Origin of the sequence: Nitrosomonas sp. (assembly GCF_019635155.1) — a bacterium.
Lineage (GTDB): Bacteria > Pseudomonadota > Gammaproteobacteria > Burkholderiales > Nitrosomonadaceae > Nitrosomonas.
In genome coordinates this window covers 118,138-133,395 of record NZ_JAHBZY010000003.1, presented here as the reverse complement: position 1 = coordinate 133,395, position 15,258 = coordinate 118,138, and the positions used below count along the sequence as shown (strand labels likewise).

The window sequence follows — 15,258 nt, the reverse complement described above, 5'->3', positions numbered from 1 at the left end:
CTAATCGATAAAGACTCTCGCATGATATATCTTAATGGCAAGTTCATGCCGCTCGAAGAAGCATATATTCCGGTCCTCGATCGTGGTTTTATTTTCGGTGACGGCATCTATGAAGTAATTCCGGCCTACTCCAGAAAACCATTCAGACTCCAAGAACATCTCGACCGACTGCAACATAGCCTGGATGGTATCCGCTTAAAAAATCCGCTAAGCAATGACGAATGGGGCAATTTACTGGAACAGCTCATTGCCAAGAATAGCGGTGAAGATCAATATATTTACTTGCACATCACACGCGGCGTGGCAAAACGGGATCATGCTTTTCCGGTGAATGTATCACCGACCATTTTTATCATGAGCAATCCGCTGCTTCCGCCACCGGCGGAGTTGCTTGCGAGTGGTGCATCGGCTATCACCGCCATTGACAATCGCTGGATGCGTTGCGATGTTAAAGCGATTTCGTTGTTACCCAATGTGTTATTACGTCAGCTTGCAGTCGATGTGCATGCGCTTGAAACTATTCTGATCCGGGATGGTTTTTTAACGGAAGGCGCCGCCAGCAATATTTTCATTGTAAAGAATAATGTCTTATTAGCACCGCCCAAAAGCCATCTGATGTTGCCGGGAATTACCTACGATGTCGTCTTGGAATTGGCGGCAGCAAACCATATTCCACATGAAGTAAGGGAAATTTCCGAGAGCGAAGTCCGTATGGCGGATGAAATTCTTTTAACATCCTCCACCAAGGAAATCATGCCGATTACCACATTGGATAATCAACCGGTTGGCGATGGAAAACCCGGCGCGTTCTTTTTCCGATTACACACGCTTTACCAGGCTTATAAAGCCACGCGCATGCGTGGCCATTCTTGCGGTTGAGTGATTCACAAAATATGACTCGCAATTCGTAATGTCTGAGCAACCTTCATTAATCGAGTACCCTTGCGACTTTCCAATAAAAATTATGGGAAAAGCGCAACCCGAGTTTACTCAAACGACATTGGCCATCGTTCGCAACCATGCCCCGGATTTTGATGCTGAAACCATATCCGTTCGAGCCAGCAAAAATGGCACTTACCTAAGCATCACTTGTACTATTCGCGCCACTTCGCGTACGCAACTTGATGCGCTTTATCAAGCATTATCAAGTCACCCATTGATCGCGGTCGTCTTGTGATCATTGTTCCATCAAACTCCGCAACCTTCGTGCATAAACCTCAACAATTTATCGTCAGAACCATGGGATTATCCGATTACCGGGTCACCTGGCAAGCCATGAAGGACTTCACATCCCATCGAAACGAGCAAACATGCGATGAAATCTGGTTATTACAGCATCCGCCGGTATTTACGCAAGGAATTGCCGGAAAACCGGAACACCTATTGCGTGATCATGGAATTGCAGTCATTCAAACCGATCGAGGCGGCCAGATCACATTCCATGGACCGGGCCAACTGATTGCCTATTTACTGCTGGATTTACGCCGATTGAAACTCGGTGTACGCGAATTGGTCAGAAGCATGGAAAACGCCGTAATCGACCTGTTGCAGGACTATCAAGTCAAAGCGGCTGGACGGATTGAAGCGCCGGGAGTATATGTCGGTACTGCAAAAATCGCTGCATTAGGCTTAAAGATAAGAAAAAATTATTGCTATCACGGCATCGCTGTCAACGTTGATATGGATCTGACACCGTTTTCATACATTAATCCCTGTGGTTATCAGGGCTTACAAGTAACGCAAACCAAAGATTTAGGTATTACCGACGGACTGGAAATGCTCGGCTCTAAGTTAGCAAACTATCTACAACAACACCTTCTCAAGAAAATAAGCGACCGTACACCATGACCGCAGATACTCGTCAAAAAGGCGCTGATAAAACAGCCCGCAATCCCATCAAAATTACCCCGCAATCGCGAGATGCGCTATTACGCAAGCCTTCGTGGATTCGCGTTCGTTCGCCTAACAGCGAGAATTATTACGAAGTCAAACGCTTGCTCCGTGAGCATAAACTGCACACCGTCTGCGAGGAAGCATCTTGTCCCAACATTGGAGAATGTTTTGGCAAAGGTACCGCGACTTTCATGATTCTGGGTGATTTATGCACGCGCCGCTGCCCGTTTTGCGATGTCGCACATGGCCGCCCGAAGCCGCCGGATGCCAATGAGCCGCTGCATTTAGCGCAATCGATAGCCGCTATGCGATTGAAATATGTGGTGATCACTAGCGTCGATCGTGACGATTTGCGGGATGGCGGCGCTCAACATTTTGCGGAATGCATTCAAGCCATCAGGACGCATTCTCCATCGACCCGGATAGAAATTCTGGTACCCGACTTCCGCGGACGTTTGGAAATCGCGTTGGAGAAACTGACCGTGAATCCACCCGATGTCTTGAATCATAATCTCGAAACGGTACCACGGCTGTATAAACAATGCCGTCCCGGTGCGGATTATAAACACTCGCTAAAGCTTCTAAAAGACTTTAAAGCGTTATTTCCGCACATCCCGACCAAATCCGGGTTAATGCTCGGTTTGGGAGAAACTGACGAAGAAATTCTGCAGGTACTGCGTGATCTGCGCGAGCATCACGTAGAAATGCTGACGATCGGTCAATATCTGCAACCCAGTATCGGCCATCTGCCGGTTATGCGTTATGTCACTCCGGAGGGATTCAAAACACTTGAACAAGCTGCAAGCGAGATGGGATTCAGTCATGCCGCCTGCGGTCCGATGGTTCGTTCCAGTTATCACGCGGATTTACAAGCGCATGAATCCGGTTTATTAAAATAACGCCGGCACAAGGGCTCCAGCATTTACTATGGCTTTCACCATCCTGACTGCATTAAATTGACAGGATTTAAAAATATTTCCAGAATGATAACGCTTCGGATCTTATTCGCTTTCGGCATCCACTGAAGTTAATATTCCAGAACAAGCACTCCAATTAAAAATAATTGATTATTTTAGGGTTAATTTATGAAAAAAATACTTTTACTGATTATTATCTCGCTCATGTTTTCCACCAACGTATACGCCAAAAAAGCTAAAGGTGGCGTTGGCAAAGGTGGTCTCAGCGCAAAATCGGCGCCAGCACAAACCAACAAAACGCCCGCTCCTGCTGCCAAATCAGCACCAGCCCACGCACCGGCTGCAAATACGGCGGTACCTGCCGCGAATGCTTCCGCGCAAAAACCTTCGCTGCTGCAATCGGCTATGCCGGCCTTGGTCGGTGGTGCTGTTGGCAGTTATGTCGGCAGCAAATTAGCCAGTGACGGCGAAACTGACAATACCGCTGTCGAAGCGGAAAAGAAAGACGGCCATCCGTTAACAACCCGTTAACTCCAGTCGCCTGGATCATTGAGTCTTGTTTGATCCTGGTCGAATACGCACTGATTCGTTGATCATAAGCGAATCAGTGTAAAAATCTCACAAATACAATACTAAAAGACTAAGCATCAACAATCTCAAAATCATGAGTGATTGTTACCGTCTGCTTTAACATGATGGAAGCGGAACAATACTTTTCGGAGGATAGGCTAATGGCGCGTTCGATTGTCTGCGGATTCAAATTGTGCCCGGAGATAATGAAATGCAAATGAATACGGGTGAATACTTTCGGGTCAACCGATGCACGCTCGGCCTCAATTTCCACGACACAATCAGTAATGTCTTGCCGGCTCTTTTTCAGGATCAGCACTACATCAAAAGTCGTACATCCACCCAAACCCATCAGCATCATTTCCATCGGGCGCGGCCCAAGATTCTGTCCGCCAGCCTCTGGTGCGCCATCCATTAGTATCGAATGACCGCTTCCCGATTCGGCAAGAAAGCTAACGTTGCCATTCCATTTAATTTGAGTTTTCATCTTTTCCTCAAGATTCTGTAGAAATTTACAGAAATAAACTAAGAACGCGGTGCAAATAAAAAGCCGACGGTTTTAAGCGTCGGCTTTTCTGAATTCTGAAAAGCTTACTTCAGTGTCAGAATAAAATCAGCTAATGCTTTAGCGTTTTCAGGGCTAACGTTAGCATTTGGCGGCATTGGAATTGGACCCCAGACACCGTTGCTTCCTTTAAGGATTTTATCTGTCAAATAAGCAGAAGCATCAGCTTGCTCTGCGTATTTACCAGCAATATCTTTCAAGCTAGGGCCGACCAATTTGGTATCCACATTGTGGCAATTCAAACAACCATTGTTTTTTGCCAGATCAGCATCAGCTTGTGCAACACCAGCTAATAAGAAGACAGATGCAGCAACTGTTCCAATTAAAATTTTTCTCATTTCTCTTCCTTGTTAAAATTATAAAAGGGTTGTTATTCTAACCCGAACTTTACAGACTTGCAGCAATTCCTGTAAGTTTGTAATTATCGACATAAAACTTGTTGTTTACAACCGATACACTTACTGACCTTACCGAGCAAGCTGCTAACTCCGATGATACTGCGTTCCTAAGACTTTATCGAAAATAATTTAGTTCCAAATACGCAATATAAACTTAATCCACTGTAGAGTTAGCCGGTTATAGCGCCTGCGCTGGCACTCGAAACGAGTTTCGCATACTTGGACAGCACCCCGCGCGTATAGCGAGGTTGCGGCGGTTGCCAAGCAGCGCGACGTTGCGCCAAAACATCATCCGGTACATTTAATTGCAACAAGCGTTGTTCGGCATCGATCGTTATAGTGTCACCCTCCTGCACTAGTGCAATTGTGCCTCCCACAAACGCCTCAGGTGCGACATGCCCTACCACCATGCCATACGTTCCGCCTGAAAAACGCCCGTCGGTGATCAAGCCCACGGAATCACCCAGCCCCTCACCGATCAGCGCGGCGGTCGGCGACAGCATTTCACGCATGCCGGGACCACCTTTCGGGCCTTCATAGCGAATCACCACGACATCACCCGGTTGAATTTTACGTGCCAAAATGGCTGCCATGCAGGTCTCTTCGGATTCAAAAACACGCGCTGGGCCGGTTATTTTCGGATTCTTGATGCCGGAAATTTTCGCGACACAACCTTCCGTCGATAAATTTCCTTTCAGAATAGCCAGATGACCTTGTGCATACATCGGATTGTCCCATTGGCGAATCACCTGCTGACCAGCGCGCGGTGTATCGGGGATGTCTTTCAAAACTTCCGCGATCGTTTGGCCGCTGATGGTGATGCAATCACCGTGAAGCAATCCATGATTCAACAACATCTTCATCACTTGCGGAATACCGCCTGCCTGATGCAAATCGGCGGCCACGTAACGTCCGGATGGTTTCAGGTCGCACAATACCGGCACTTTGGCGCGTATCCGTTCAAAATCGTCTATGTTCCATTCGATTTCCGCAGCATGCGCAATCGCCAGAAAATGCAAAATCGCATTGGTCGAACCGCCCACCGCCATGATTACCGCAATGGCATTCTCAATCGATTGACGCGTGATGATGTCGCGCGGCAGGATTTGCTTTTTGATCGCGTGCACCAGCGCTTCGGCGGATTGCCCCGCGCTGATCAGCTTCTCGCCGTCTTCCGCGGACATCGTGGAAGAATACGGCAAGCTCATGCCCATCGCTTCAAACGCGGATGACATGGTATTGGCGGTATACATACCGCCGCACGAACCGGCGCCCGGACAAGCGTGCCGCTCGATCTGCAGCAATTCCTCGTCGTCTATTTTGTGCGCGCTGTGCTGCCCTACCGCTTCAAATACACTGACCACCGTCAGATCCTGGTTTTTGTAGTGCCCTGGCTTGATCGTGCCGCCATAAACAAAAATCGCCGGCACATTCATGCGAGCAATCGCAATCATCGCACCCGGCATATTTTTGTCGCAACCGCCGATGGCGATCACACCATCCATACTTCCGCCTTGCACACAGGTTTCAATCGAATCCGCGATCACTTCGCGCGAAACCAGCGAATACTTCATGCCTTCGGTACCCATCGAAATGCCATCCGATACCGTGATGGTACCGAACATCTGCGGCATGGCGCCCGCCTTTCTGAGTGCCGATTCCGCTTTTAACGACAGATCGTTCAATCCCTTATTACAGGGTGTAATCGTTGAATAACCATTGGCCACGCCGACAATCGGTTTATTAAAATCGTCATCGCCAAAACCAACCGCGCGCAACATCGCACGGCTGGGGGCATGTTGAACACCCTGGGTGATAGTTTGGCTACGTTTATTGTCTGGCATGCTTACTCCTGAATGAGAAGAAAAATATAAGAAAAGCGCATGCAACTGCGCTTGCTATAATAGGCGATATTTTACCGTAAATAAGGCCGAAACTATGCTCGTTCATCCGCAAATTGATCCGGTTGCCATTTCCCTGGGCCCGCTTTCCATTCATTGGTATGGATTAATGTATTTACTGGGTTTTGCGCTGTTCATTTTATTGGGACGATATCGCATCAAACACTATCCGCATGTCACCTTCACTTATGAAATGCTGGACGATGCCTTATTTTACGGCATGTTAGGTGTCGTCCTGGGCGGACGTCTGGGGCATGTATTGTTTTACCAGTTCGGTTATTACTTGGAGCATCCATTACAGACATTCGCCATCTGGGAAGGTGGCATGTCATTCCATGGCGGGTTTCTTGGCGTCTTCGTCGCCATGATGATGCTTGCCCGCAAATATAATTTATCCTGGCTCGCAGTCACCGATTTCGTAATCCCGCTGATTCCTCCGGGATTAGCGGCAGGCCGTATCGGTAATTTCATCAATGGCGAGCTGTGGGGGCGCACTACCGATGCGCCATGGGGCATGGTCTTCCCGTATGTAGACGAACTACCCCGCCATCCCTCGCAGCTCTATCAATTCGCGCTGGAAGGATTATTATTATTCATCATTATTTGGATCTATTCGTCCAAGCCGCGTCCGACCGGTGCCGTCACCGGCATGTTTATGATTGGTTATGGTGTTTTTCGCTCAATTGCGGAATTTTTCCGCGAACCGGAAGATGGTTTCATGGGTGTACTGACTTTAGGCGTCACAATGGGGCAGTGGTTGTCGATTCCCATGATTCTTGCAGGCATCGCTGTCTTGCTATGGTCAGGACGGCAGACCGTCATCCCGCAAAATCATAAAAAACAAACACCGAAGCGTCAGCGCAAGTAGCTTTGCAGCAATCCGGTCAGTATCGTTTCTTCCCGCTGCGCTTGACTTCGGTTTCTTCGATGATCTGCGCGTCTTCGATAGTTTCTGTTGGCCCGGTATCGCTTTGCCGGTTCATTTCTTCGGCATGGAATTGCTTTGCATTTTCAAATTTCCTGCGCCACCACCAAAAGCGGATGCCTACAACCACTACTGCGACGGCCAGCAACGCAAGGAATGCGGCAAAAAAGAAAAAACCAAGTACCGCCATTAAAGCAATTACCGGAATCATGATGGCATAAGTAACCCATCGATTCAAAGGGGAAACCGGTATCCGGCGATACTCTCCGGATTCATCCTGTTGATAGTTGGAAATATGATGGATAATTATCTTTCGCTCTTCGTCTTTCATCTCATAAGCTCCTCTATGGCAACTATGGTCTTTGGTGCCGCCTCAGTCAATAGCTCGTGCCCGTCCGGCGTCACCACCACATCGTCCTCGATACGGATACCAATATTCCAGAAATCCTCGGAAACATTATCCGCTGGACGGATATAACAGCCGGGTTCCACCGTCAGCACCATGCCCGGCTGCAACGCGCGCCATTCTCCCTGTTGTTTATACTCGCCTACGTCGTGCACGTCCATACCTAGCCAATGTCCGGTTCGGTGCATATAAAACTTTTTGTAGTCCTCCGATTCCAGCACTCCGTCGACGCTACCCAAGCACAATCCCAGATCAATAAACCCTTGCGCCAACACTCGCAGCGCCGCTTGATGCGGATCATTCCAGCGGTTACCCGGTTTCACTTCGGCAATCGCAGCCGCTTGAGCCGCCAAAACCAATTGGTAAATATCCCGCTGTACCGTAGTAAACTTGCCATTGACCGGAAATGTCCGGGTAATGTCGGAAGCATAACCATCGAGTTCGCAACCTGCGTCGATCAATAACAAATCACCCGACTTGAGCTCGGCATCGTTCTGGACATAATGCAAAACACACGCATTGGCACCACCGGCGACAATCGACGTATAAGCAGGCGCGCGCGCGCCATGCCGATAAAAGGTATGCAGCAACTCAGCTTCTACCTCGTACTCCCGCATTCCCGGACACGCCGCTTGCATCGCGCGCTGATGAGCTTGCGCTGAAATATCCGCGGCATGTTGCATGATTTGCAACTCGCCGGTGCTTTTTATCAATCGCATTTCATCCAGTATCGGCCGGTAATCATAAATCCCCCGTGGTGCAACCACGCCGGTTCGCGCTAAATCACGCACGCGGTTCAACCAGCCGACAACGCGCTGATCCCAGTTCTGATCCTGCCCCAGCGCAGTGTAAACCGCGGACTGATCGGACAACAAACCCGGAAGCAATTCGTCGAGCTTGGCAAGCGGATGCGCTTCGTCAAAACCAAAAATCTCTTTGGCCGCTTCCGGCCCGAACCGATGACCATCCCAAATTTCCCGTTCCACATTCTTCTCACGGCAAAACAAAATATGCCTGGCCGGCGCCTGGCCGGTTGCCGCGACAATCACCAATACCGCTTCGGGTTCACGAAAACCGGTCAAATAATAAAAATAGCTATCGAATCGATACGGATAATGCGCATCACGATTACGCACCCGTTCCGGAGCCGTAGGAATGATCGCAACACCGTTTTGCATTTTTTCAGCAAAAAGCTTGCGATGCGCGATAAACGATTGCATGTGCATCATAGTCACTTATCAGATTTAATCGAGCTTATTATTGAATACTCAGTTGTTTATCAAGAAATTCCAGTCTTTCCGGGGTGCCCACATCGATCCATTGCCCGGGAAAATGCTGCCCGCTGACGTTCCCATCCGCAATAGCACGCCGCAGCAGCGGCGCCAGTTTTACAGCTTGCCCCGGTTCGATACCCCGGAATAATTGCGGCTGATAAACGCCGATACCGCTGAACGTCAATCGCGCCGCCTCTGCCAGCGTTACCCAACCACCTCGCAATGCAAAATCACCTTCGCGATGATGCGCCGGATTATCAATCAGCACCAAGTGCGCTAATCGCTGATCGGGTTGATGGCGCATCGCATGCAAAATCGGTATTAACAAGGTGTAATCGATTTCGCAGTAGATATCCGCATTGACAACCAAAAACGGCATGCTATCCGCCTGCCCTGCCAGTAAAGGCAATGCGTTGGCAATTCCGCCGGCGGTTTCCAGAACTACCGCTTCCGCTGAATATTGGATATTAACACCATACCGCTCGCCAGATCCCAAGGTTTGCTCGATCTTTTCGCCGAGATAAGCATGATTAATGACGATATCAACAAACCCCGCGCGCGCCAGATTGATCAGTTGATACTCGATCAATGCTTTGCCGCCCGCCTTTAATAGCGGTTTCGGCACATCGTCGGTCAACGGGCGCATGCGCTCCCCGCGCCCAGCGGCGAGGATCATCGCTTTATACGAAACCCGCTCAGAAGGTGTAGCCAATTTTCCGGTCCGGCGCGGCCGGATGTATTTCATCCAGCAAATTCAGCAATGGATGCAATTCGATATAGCGCTCGCTGGTTTTACGCAAATATTCCATCACCAGCGGCATGTCATTCAAGTACATGGCTTTTCCATCACGATAATTCAAGCGGGCAAAAATCCCCAGTACTTTCAGATGGCGCTGCACGCCCATCCATTCAAAGTCCCGATAAAATGCGGCAAAATCGGTACTGACCGGCAAGCCTGCCCGGCGCGCTTTTTCCCAATAGCGAATCGCCCAATCCAATAGCCGCTCCTCATCCCAGCAGATATACGCATCTTTCAGCAATGAGGCCAAATCATACGTAATCGGACCGAATACTGCATCCTGGAAATCAATGATGCCCGGATTCGGCGTTGTTACCATGAGATTGCGGGAATGATAATCGCGATGAACCAGCACCCTCGGTTGCGCGAGATTGTTTTGCAGAATTTTGGCAAAAACGGCCTTCAATGCCACTTGCTGACTATCGGTCAATTCTAATTGCAAATGCCTGGCGATATACCAATCCGGAAATAAATCGAGCTCCTTTTGCAATAAAGCTTCATCGTATGGCGGCAAGCTTTCAGCGTGCTGCGACAATTGCATTTTGACCAATGCATCGGTGGCTGCATTGTATAATTGATCGGCATTCTCCGACTGATTAGCCAGTGCCTGCAAAAAGGTCGTATTGCCAAGATCCGATAGCAATAAAAACCCCAGATCCAGATTCCGCGCCACGATCGCCGGCACATGCACACCACTGTCTGCAAGAATCTTCGCCACCCGCAAAAACGGCTCGCAATTCTCGTGTTGCGGCGGCGCATCCATCACGATCAATGTCCGATCACCGAAGAAAACACGAAAATACCGGCGGAAACTGGCATCTGCGGATGCCGGCTGCAGCGTAAAAGACTTCGTTGGAAATTGTTCCGTGATCCAACTTTCAAGCAAATGTAAACGTTCCATTTATGTATCCGGGCGATAAACCATCATTAAAAGGTTCGCAGCGAAGGGCATGCATCTTTTCCGCGATTGCAACGAGTATGAAAAATAACAATCGCGCCCTACTACTGGAACCTTGTTCAATAACAGTGGATAATTAAGTCTTATAAAGACGGGGCACTGCAAATTTTATCACGTCGTCAATACTTGCTGATCGCCTGGTCAATCCATCCATAAGGAGAATCATTATGCTAAATAAAAATGTCATCGACGAAATCAATGCCAAAGTCAGCGAAATCATGCAGAACAGCCCTGCCAAGGACATCGAAAAAAACGTCAAGATGCTGTTATCAGGCGCATTTTCAAAAATGGATTTGGTGACTCGCGATGAATTTGATATCCAACAAGAAGTGTTGCAACGCACGCGGGAAAAATTAATTATTCTCGAAGCGAAAGTAGCCGAACTCGAAGCACGGTTGAATCCGCCCGCAACCGACTTCGAATCCACCGATTAATCCGGGGCCCTGTTCAAAGATTCATCGAAGGGTTCAACAGTATAGCCTGCGATGAATTGCGCTTCGATGATTCCCAATTTGCCACCTGTCCGGGTTAATTGTTACGTCCATGTCGCTGGCCGTTCTTTATAGCCGGGCGCTATCGGGCATTCACGCACCGCTGGTAACAGTAGAAACGCACATCGCCAATGGGCTGCCGAGTTTCACGATTGTCGGTCTACCCGATACCGAAGTAAAAGAAAGCAAAGACCGTGTTCGCTCGGCGCTGCAGAATGCGCAATTCAAGATCCCCGCGCAACGCATTACCGTCAATCTGGCACCCGCCGATCTGCCCAAGGAAAGCGGCCGTTTCGATTTGCCGATTGCGCTTGGAATACTGGCGGCCACCGGACAAATCCCCAGTGACAAACTCGATCAATACGAGTGGGCTGGAGAACTGGCGCTAACCGGAGAACTGCGCCCGATTCACGGCGCACTGGCAATGACCTATAACGCGTCGCAATCCGGACGCAGCTTCGTGCTACCGCAGCAAAATGCCGCGGAAGCGGCGCTGGTTAATAACGCCACGATCTACGCCGCTCAATCACTACTGCAAATCTGCGCCCATCTGAGCGGACGAAACCCGCTGCCCGTCTACCAAAATATCGCGGAAAATAACACACACCTGCATGATGCCTGTTACCCCGATCTGGACGAAGTCAAAGGCCAGGCGCACGCCAAACGCGCATTGGAAATTGCCGCCGCCGGCGGCCACAGCCTGCTGATGATCGGTCCGCCGGGTACCGGCAAGTCGATGCTGGCAACGCGCTTTCCCGGCATTCTGCCTCCGATGACCGAAGCCGAAGCTTTGGAATCCGCCGCGATCCAATCGCTCGCTTTCGGCAGCTTCGATATCAGCAACTGGAAAAAACGTCCTTTCCGCGCCCCGCACCATACCGCATCCGGCGTCGCGCTCGTCGGCGGCGGCAGCCACCCGCGACCTGGTGAAATTTCACTCGCCATGCACGGTGTGCTGTTTTTGGATGAACTCGCCGAATTCGATCGCAAAGTCCTGGAGGTGCTGCGCGAGCCACTGGAATCCGGCAAAATCACCATCTCCCGCGCCGCCCGTCAAGCCGAATTTCCCGCACGTTTCCAACTGATCGCTGCGATGAATCCCTGCCCTTGCGGCTACCTGGGCCACCCCTCCGGCAAATGCCACTGCACCCCCGACCAAATCGCCCGCTACCGCGGACGGATCTCCGGCCCGTTACTCGACCGCATCGACATGCAAATCGAAGTTCCTGCCGTGCCACAGCAGGAATTGATGAAACAACAAGCGACCGGTGAGAAAAGCGGCGCCATCCGCCAGCGGGTTGAAAAAGCCCACCAATTTCAGCTTGATCGGCAAGGCAAGACAAACAACCGCTTGAGTGTTAAGGAAATTGATCGATTCTGCGCACTTGATAACGCCAGTGAGAATCTGCTGAAACAAGCGATCAGCCGCTTGAATTTATCCGCGCGTGCGTATCACCGTATTCTGAAAGTCGCGCGCACTATCGCGGACTTAGCGAGTGCTGAGAAAATCACTAACCAGCATATTGCGGAAGCGATTCAGTATCGTAGACTGGACAAACACTCGCATCTATCTGGCTAGGTTGAAAGAAAATTACTGTTCAATGCAGCGAATTCAAGAAGTTTTTTTCTCATTAAATTCCAGACTACAGCTCTTTCGCAAGTTCTTGTGTAATTGTCTTGATCTCAGGCGGCGAAGCTAAATTTGATTTATCAAACGTAAACATAAAGAACAGAGTGTATTTGTTGTAAAAAGCCCCGGCTAGAAACGGTGAAGAAGATGCCAAGAATTGTCCAGAAGCCGTTTCAAAAATATCAAAATGGAACTTCGAATAACCTAATTGACTTTCTGATTTATAGATTGCTAACTCAGGCAATGAAAGTGGAAAAAAGGTGGACGAAATCGGCGGAATTCCAAAAAATGTGGTTGCAAGCTCGGTTCCTAAGGAATTGACTATAATATTAATACGATAGCTTGCACCTTCCTCTACCGGCATATAGCCATGCATACCTAACCACCCTGCTACAATGCCTTTAACAATATCTTTATCTGCACTAACACCGGTTACGTCCAATTTGACTTTTGATGCACGTGGCATTGGAAAAGAAAGATCACGATCTTTCGGTAAGCTACGTAATACAGATTCGGTTATTAACAATTGCTCAGTTGCAGATCTGGCCGATTGTGTTATTTTCTGTGTTGTTGTACACGCTGAAAGAAATGTAGCTATCGCTATGCACGAGAAGAGCATCTTGAGTATTTTTTGAGTCATATAATGTTTCTCCATTTTTTTATGAATCGATTTTTTTATTTGATCGAAGGGCCGACTAACAAAAAACTTGAATAGGTTTATCTAGGGTCTGTTGACGTTTTGAGATAAGTATTTCATAGAAAAAAACAAACTCGTAATATTGGGAGGTAATCCCCCCATTATTAACCGAAGTTAAAAGTAGAGGTTAATGCGCTAACTGAGCGAGCTTTTGTTTTGGTGTTATTCCTCCAATGGCCGTGTTAGGCCGTTCATGATTATAGGTCCATAGCCATTTTGTTGCATAGTCCTGAACTTCGGCGATTGATTCAAAGCAGTGCTGGTTTAACCAGTCATAACGTACGGTTCTGTTGTAACGTTCAATATAGGCGTTTTGCTGAGGTTTGCCGGGCTGTATGAATTCCAGCTGTATGCCGTTCTTTGCCGCCCAGGCAGAGAGTAAACCGCTGATGTACTCAGGACCGTTGTCACAGCGAATCCGCTTTGGCTTGCCGCGCCATTCAATCAGGCGATCCAGCGTGCGTATGACGCGCCCTGCAGGTAAGGAGAAATCCACCTCTATTCCCAATCCTTCACGATTGCAGTCGTCCAGTATATTGAGTAACCGAAAGCTGCGGCCATCTTCCAGTTGGTCATGCATAAAGTCCATTGACCAGGTTTCATTGATTGCTAACGGTACCGCCAGCACTTCCGGTTTGTCACGTTTGAGCCGCTTTTTCGGCTTGATCCGCATGTTCAGTTCCAACTCCCGGTAAATACGATAAACACGTTTGTGGTTCCAGGAATAATCCTGCACATTACGCAGATACAGAAAGCATAAACCAAACCCCCAGTTCCGCTGGTTGTGTGTCAACCGCAGCAGCCAATCGGCAATGATACGGTTATCAGCATCGAGCCTGGTTTGATAACGGTAACACGTCTCGCTGATACCATAGGTATCGCACGCCAGACGGATACTGGCTTTTCCCTGCTTAACAAGCTGTTTAGCCATGACGCGCCGCTGCCTGGGCGCTACCACTTTTTTTCGAGCGCCTCCTTGCGTAGCTCGGATTTTAGCCGCTCTTCGGCATACATCTTTTTCAACCGCCGATTCTCCTCTTCTAGCTCTTTGAGCCGGGCTATCATCGATGCATCCATACCACCATATTTACTGCGCCATTTGTAAAATGTCGCATTGCTCATGCCATGTTCACGACACAGCTCAGGTACCGGCACCCCTGCCTCTGCCTGTTTGAGTATCGCCATGATCTGGCTGTCACTGAATTTCGATTGCTTCATCGCAGAATCTCCTCTCCATAAAGTACTAGAAAATTCTACTTTTGACTCCTGTTATTTTCTGGGGGGATTACCACCTTTGTCGACTTAAAGGGGGAGTTTACGCATACACCAGATTTGACTATTACTCCTAAAAAAACATTAATTCCTCTTAAGATTGTTGTATAAAAGAGTCAATTGACGATTAATGTATAAATTATTTGTGAATAAAATGTGAAATATTTGTGAATATAGTGTAAACTTCTCATCAAGTTTGAATTCCAATTAGTTCAGATGTTTTTATTAATAATTTTTTCTGGAGTATAAAAATGAGTAAGAAACATGTTAGCAATTCAGCAATTTTATTCAGTTTTGTTTTACTAAGTGTTCTAGCTTCAATCGGCTTGGTTGTGTTTGAAGAAATGCACGTAGGAATATTATTTTTTGCAGGCTATCTAGTAGTTGCTGCAATTAGCAGCACTTATAAAGATAAAAGATATTTTCCACGCAGAGCTTTAGGCTAAGTTACAGTAAATTCTAAGGCCAACACTAATTTAGTGTTGGCCTTTTTATTGAAAGGTTAATAGACAAGTCCTTTTTCAACTCGTATTTTGTTTACACGAAGATGCTGCAGTAATCG

General features: G+C 48.4%; 18 protein-coding genes. 9 read left to right on the top strand and 9 right to left on the bottom strand.

Translation table 11 applies throughout. The annotated features are described in order from the left end of the window. Positions 1-21: 21 nt before the first annotated feature. The 5 genes from KF839_RS03515 to KF839_RS03495 all read left to right on the top strand — a co-directional run bounded on the left by KF839_RS03515 (position 22) and on the right by KF839_RS03495 (position 3,341). A complete protein-coding gene (locus tag KF839_RS03515; RefSeq protein WP_292916444.1) occupies positions 22-879 on the top strand; it encodes a D-amino acid aminotransferase in 858 nt (285 codons plus the stop codon). Positions 880-910: 31 nt separating this feature from the next. Next, the gene (locus KF839_RS03510) at positions 911-1,177 is read left to right on the top strand and encodes an HP0495 family protein (protein WP_292916443.1); all 267 of its coding nucleotides are present in this window, start codon (positions 911-913) and stop codon (positions 1,175-1,177) included. Between the two features lie 62 nt (positions 1,178-1,239). Beyond that, positions 1,240-1,848, top strand: a complete 609-nt coding sequence (lipB, locus tag KF839_RS03505; protein WP_416362345.1) for a lipoyl(octanoyl) transferase LipB — start codon at positions 1,240-1,242, stop codon at positions 1,846-1,848. Continuing rightward, positions 1,845-2,792: a lipoyl synthase gene (gene lipA / locus KF839_RS03500; RefSeq protein ID WP_292916441.1), complete on the top strand. Its 948-nt coding sequence runs from the start codon at positions 1,845-1,847 to the stop codon at positions 2,790-2,792. The genes lipB and lipA overlap by 4 nt, the downstream gene beginning before the upstream one ends. Positions 2,793-2,978: 186 nt before the next feature. Beyond that, positions 2,979-3,341, top strand: a complete 363-nt coding sequence (locus KF839_RS03495; RefSeq protein ID WP_292916440.1) for a hypothetical protein — start codon at positions 2,979-2,981, stop codon at positions 3,339-3,341. Positions 3,342-3,450: 109 nt separating this feature from the next. On the opposite strand, the gene KF839_RS03490 is transcribed toward KF839_RS03495, so the two are convergent. The 3 genes from KF839_RS03490 to ilvD all read right to left on the bottom strand — a co-directional run bounded on the left by KF839_RS03490 (position 3,451) and on the right by ilvD (position 6,187). Further along, the gene (locus KF839_RS03490) at positions 3,451-3,867 is read right to left on the bottom strand and encodes an OsmC family protein (RefSeq protein WP_292916439.1); all 417 of its coding nucleotides are present in this window, start codon (positions 3,865-3,867) and stop codon (positions 3,451-3,453) included. 104 nt (positions 3,868-3,971) lie between these two features. Then, on the bottom strand, positions 3,972-4,283 hold the full coding sequence (locus KF839_RS03485; RefSeq protein ID WP_292916438.1) for a c-type cytochrome: 312 nt from the start codon (positions 4,281-4,283) through the stop codon (positions 3,972-3,974). Between the two features lie 230 nt (positions 4,284-4,513). After that, positions 4,514-6,187: a dihydroxy-acid dehydratase gene (gene ilvD / locus KF839_RS03480; protein ID WP_292916437.1), complete on the bottom strand. Its 1,674-nt coding sequence runs from the start codon at positions 6,185-6,187 to the stop codon at positions 4,514-4,516. A 94-nt stretch (positions 6,188-6,281) separates the two neighbouring features. Between ilvD and lgt the strand changes: the two genes are divergently transcribed. Continuing rightward, the gene (gene lgt, locus KF839_RS03475; protein ID WP_292916436.1) at positions 6,282-7,112 is read left to right on the top strand and encodes a prolipoprotein diacylglyceryl transferase; all 831 of its coding nucleotides are present in this window, start codon (positions 6,282-6,284) and stop codon (positions 7,110-7,112) included. Between the two features lie 16 nt (positions 7,113-7,128). On the opposite strand, the gene KF839_RS03470 is transcribed toward lgt, so the two are convergent. From KF839_RS03470 to KF839_RS03455, 4 genes are read right to left on the bottom strand one after another with little or no spacing between them, the layout of a single operon-like run. Next, positions 7,129-7,500: a hypothetical protein gene (locus KF839_RS03470; protein WP_292916435.1), complete on the bottom strand. Its 372-nt coding sequence runs from the start codon at positions 7,498-7,500 to the stop codon at positions 7,129-7,131. After that, a complete protein-coding gene (gene pepP / locus KF839_RS03465) occupies positions 7,497-8,804 on the bottom strand; it encodes a Xaa-Pro aminopeptidase (RefSeq protein WP_292916434.1) in 1,308 nt (435 codons plus the stop codon). The genes KF839_RS03470 and pepP overlap by 4 nt, the downstream gene beginning before the upstream one ends. Positions 8,805-8,832: 28 nt before the next feature. Next, complete coding sequence (murU, locus tag KF839_RS03460) at positions 8,833-9,525, bottom strand: N-acetylmuramate alpha-1-phosphate uridylyltransferase MurU (RefSeq protein ID WP_292916508.1); 693 nt, start codon at positions 9,523-9,525, stop codon at positions 8,833-8,835. A 19-nt stretch (positions 9,526-9,544) separates the two neighbouring features. Then, positions 9,545-10,549 (bottom strand): aminoglycoside phosphotransferase family protein, encoded by a 1,005-nt coding sequence (locus KF839_RS03455; RefSeq protein WP_292916433.1) that lies wholly within the window; start codon positions 10,547-10,549, stop codon positions 9,545-9,547. A gap of 224 nt (positions 10,550-10,773) precedes the next feature. Between KF839_RS03455 and KF839_RS03450 the strand changes: the two genes are divergently transcribed. Next, positions 10,774-11,040 carry an accessory factor UbiK family protein gene (locus KF839_RS03450; RefSeq protein WP_292916432.1) on the top strand — a complete coding sequence of 89 codons (267 nt, stop codon included), beginning with the start codon at positions 10,774-10,776 and terminating at the stop codon, positions 11,038-11,040. 109 nt (positions 11,041-11,149) lie between these two features. Next, a complete protein-coding gene (locus tag KF839_RS03445; RefSeq protein WP_292916431.1) occupies positions 11,150-12,676 on the top strand; it encodes a YifB family Mg chelatase-like AAA ATPase in 1,527 nt (508 codons plus the stop codon). 64 nt (positions 12,677-12,740) lie between these two features. Here KF839_RS03445 and KF839_RS03440 read toward each other — a convergent pair whose 3' ends face one another. Both KF839_RS03440 and KF839_RS03435 read right to left on the bottom strand, forming a co-directional pair. After that, positions 12,741-13,367, bottom strand: a complete 627-nt coding sequence (locus KF839_RS03440) for a hypothetical protein (RefSeq protein ID WP_292916430.1) — start codon at positions 13,365-13,367, stop codon at positions 12,741-12,743. A gap of 184 nt (positions 13,368-13,551) precedes the next feature. After that, a protein-coding gene (locus KF839_RS03435) for an IS3 family transposase (protein ID WP_292916429.1) occupies positions 13,552-14,642 on the bottom strand; the annotation gives its coding sequence in 2 pieces (ribosomal slippage) (positions 13,552-14,381 and positions 14,381-14,642; 1,092 coding nt in all). A gap of 305 nt (positions 14,643-14,947) precedes the next feature. Here KF839_RS03435 and KF839_RS03430 point away from each other — a divergent pair. Continuing rightward, complete coding sequence (locus KF839_RS03430) at positions 14,948-15,142, top strand: hypothetical protein (protein ID WP_292916428.1); 195 nt, start codon at positions 14,948-14,950, stop codon at positions 15,140-15,142. Positions 15,143-15,258: the final 116 nt, after the last annotated feature.

Bases quoted from the DNA above. Each gene is read 5' to 3' on its own strand.
- KF839_RS03490 (WP_292916439.1), bottom strand. From the start codon at position 3,867: ATGAAAACTCAAATTAAATGGAATGGCAACGTTAGCTTTCTTGCCGAA.
- lgt (WP_292916436.1), top strand. From the start codon at position 6,282: ATGCTCGTTCATCCGCAAATTGATCCGGTTGCCATTTCCCTGGGCCCG.
- KF839_RS03440 (WP_292916430.1), bottom strand. From the start codon at position 13,367: ATGACTCAAAAAATACTCAAGATGCTCTTCTCGTGCATAGCGATAGCT.
- lipB (WP_416362345.1), top strand. From the start codon at position 1,240: ATGGGATTATCCGATTACCGGGTCACCTGGCAAGCCATGAAGGACTTC.
- KF839_RS03515 (WP_292916444.1), top strand. From the start codon at position 22: ATGATATATCTTAATGGCAAGTTCATGCCGCTCGAAGAAGCATATATT.
- ilvD (WP_292916437.1), bottom strand. From the start codon at position 6,187: ATGCCAGACAATAAACGTAGCCAAACTATCACCCAGGGTGTTCAACAT.
- KF839_RS03485 (WP_292916438.1), bottom strand. From the start codon at position 4,283: ATGAGAAAAATTTTAATTGGAACAGTTGCTGCATCTGTCTTCTTATTA.
- KF839_RS03455 (WP_292916433.1), bottom strand. From the start codon at position 10,549: ATGGAACGTTTACATTTGCTTGAAAGTTGGATCACGGAACAATTTCCA.
- KF839_RS03470 (WP_292916435.1), bottom strand. From the start codon at position 7,500: ATGAAAGACGAAGAGCGAAAGATAATTATCCATCATATTTCCAACTAT.
- murU (WP_292916508.1), bottom strand. From the start codon at position 9,525: ATGATCCTCGCCGCTGGGCGCGGGGAGCGCATGCGCCCGTTGACCGAC.
- pepP (WP_292916434.1), bottom strand. From the start codon at position 8,804: ATGATGCACATGCAATCGTTTATCGCGCATCGCAAGCTTTTTGCTGAA.
- KF839_RS03445 (WP_292916431.1), top strand. From the start codon at position 11,150: ATGTCGCTGGCCGTTCTTTATAGCCGGGCGCTATCGGGCATTCACGCA.
- KF839_RS03510 (WP_292916443.1), top strand. From the start codon at position 911: ATGTCTGAGCAACCTTCATTAATCGAGTACCCTTGCGACTTTCCAATA.
- KF839_RS03430 (WP_292916428.1), top strand. From the start codon at position 14,948: ATGAGTAAGAAACATGTTAGCAATTCAGCAATTTTATTCAGTTTTGTT.
- lipA (WP_292916441.1), top strand. From the start codon at position 1,845: ATGACCGCAGATACTCGTCAAAAAGGCGCTGATAAAACAGCCCGCAAT.
- KF839_RS03450 (WP_292916432.1), top strand. From the start codon at position 10,774: ATGCTAAATAAAAATGTCATCGACGAAATCAATGCCAAAGTCAGCGAA.
- KF839_RS03495 (WP_292916440.1), top strand. From the start codon at position 2,979: ATGAAAAAAATACTTTTACTGATTATTATCTCGCTCATGTTTTCCACC.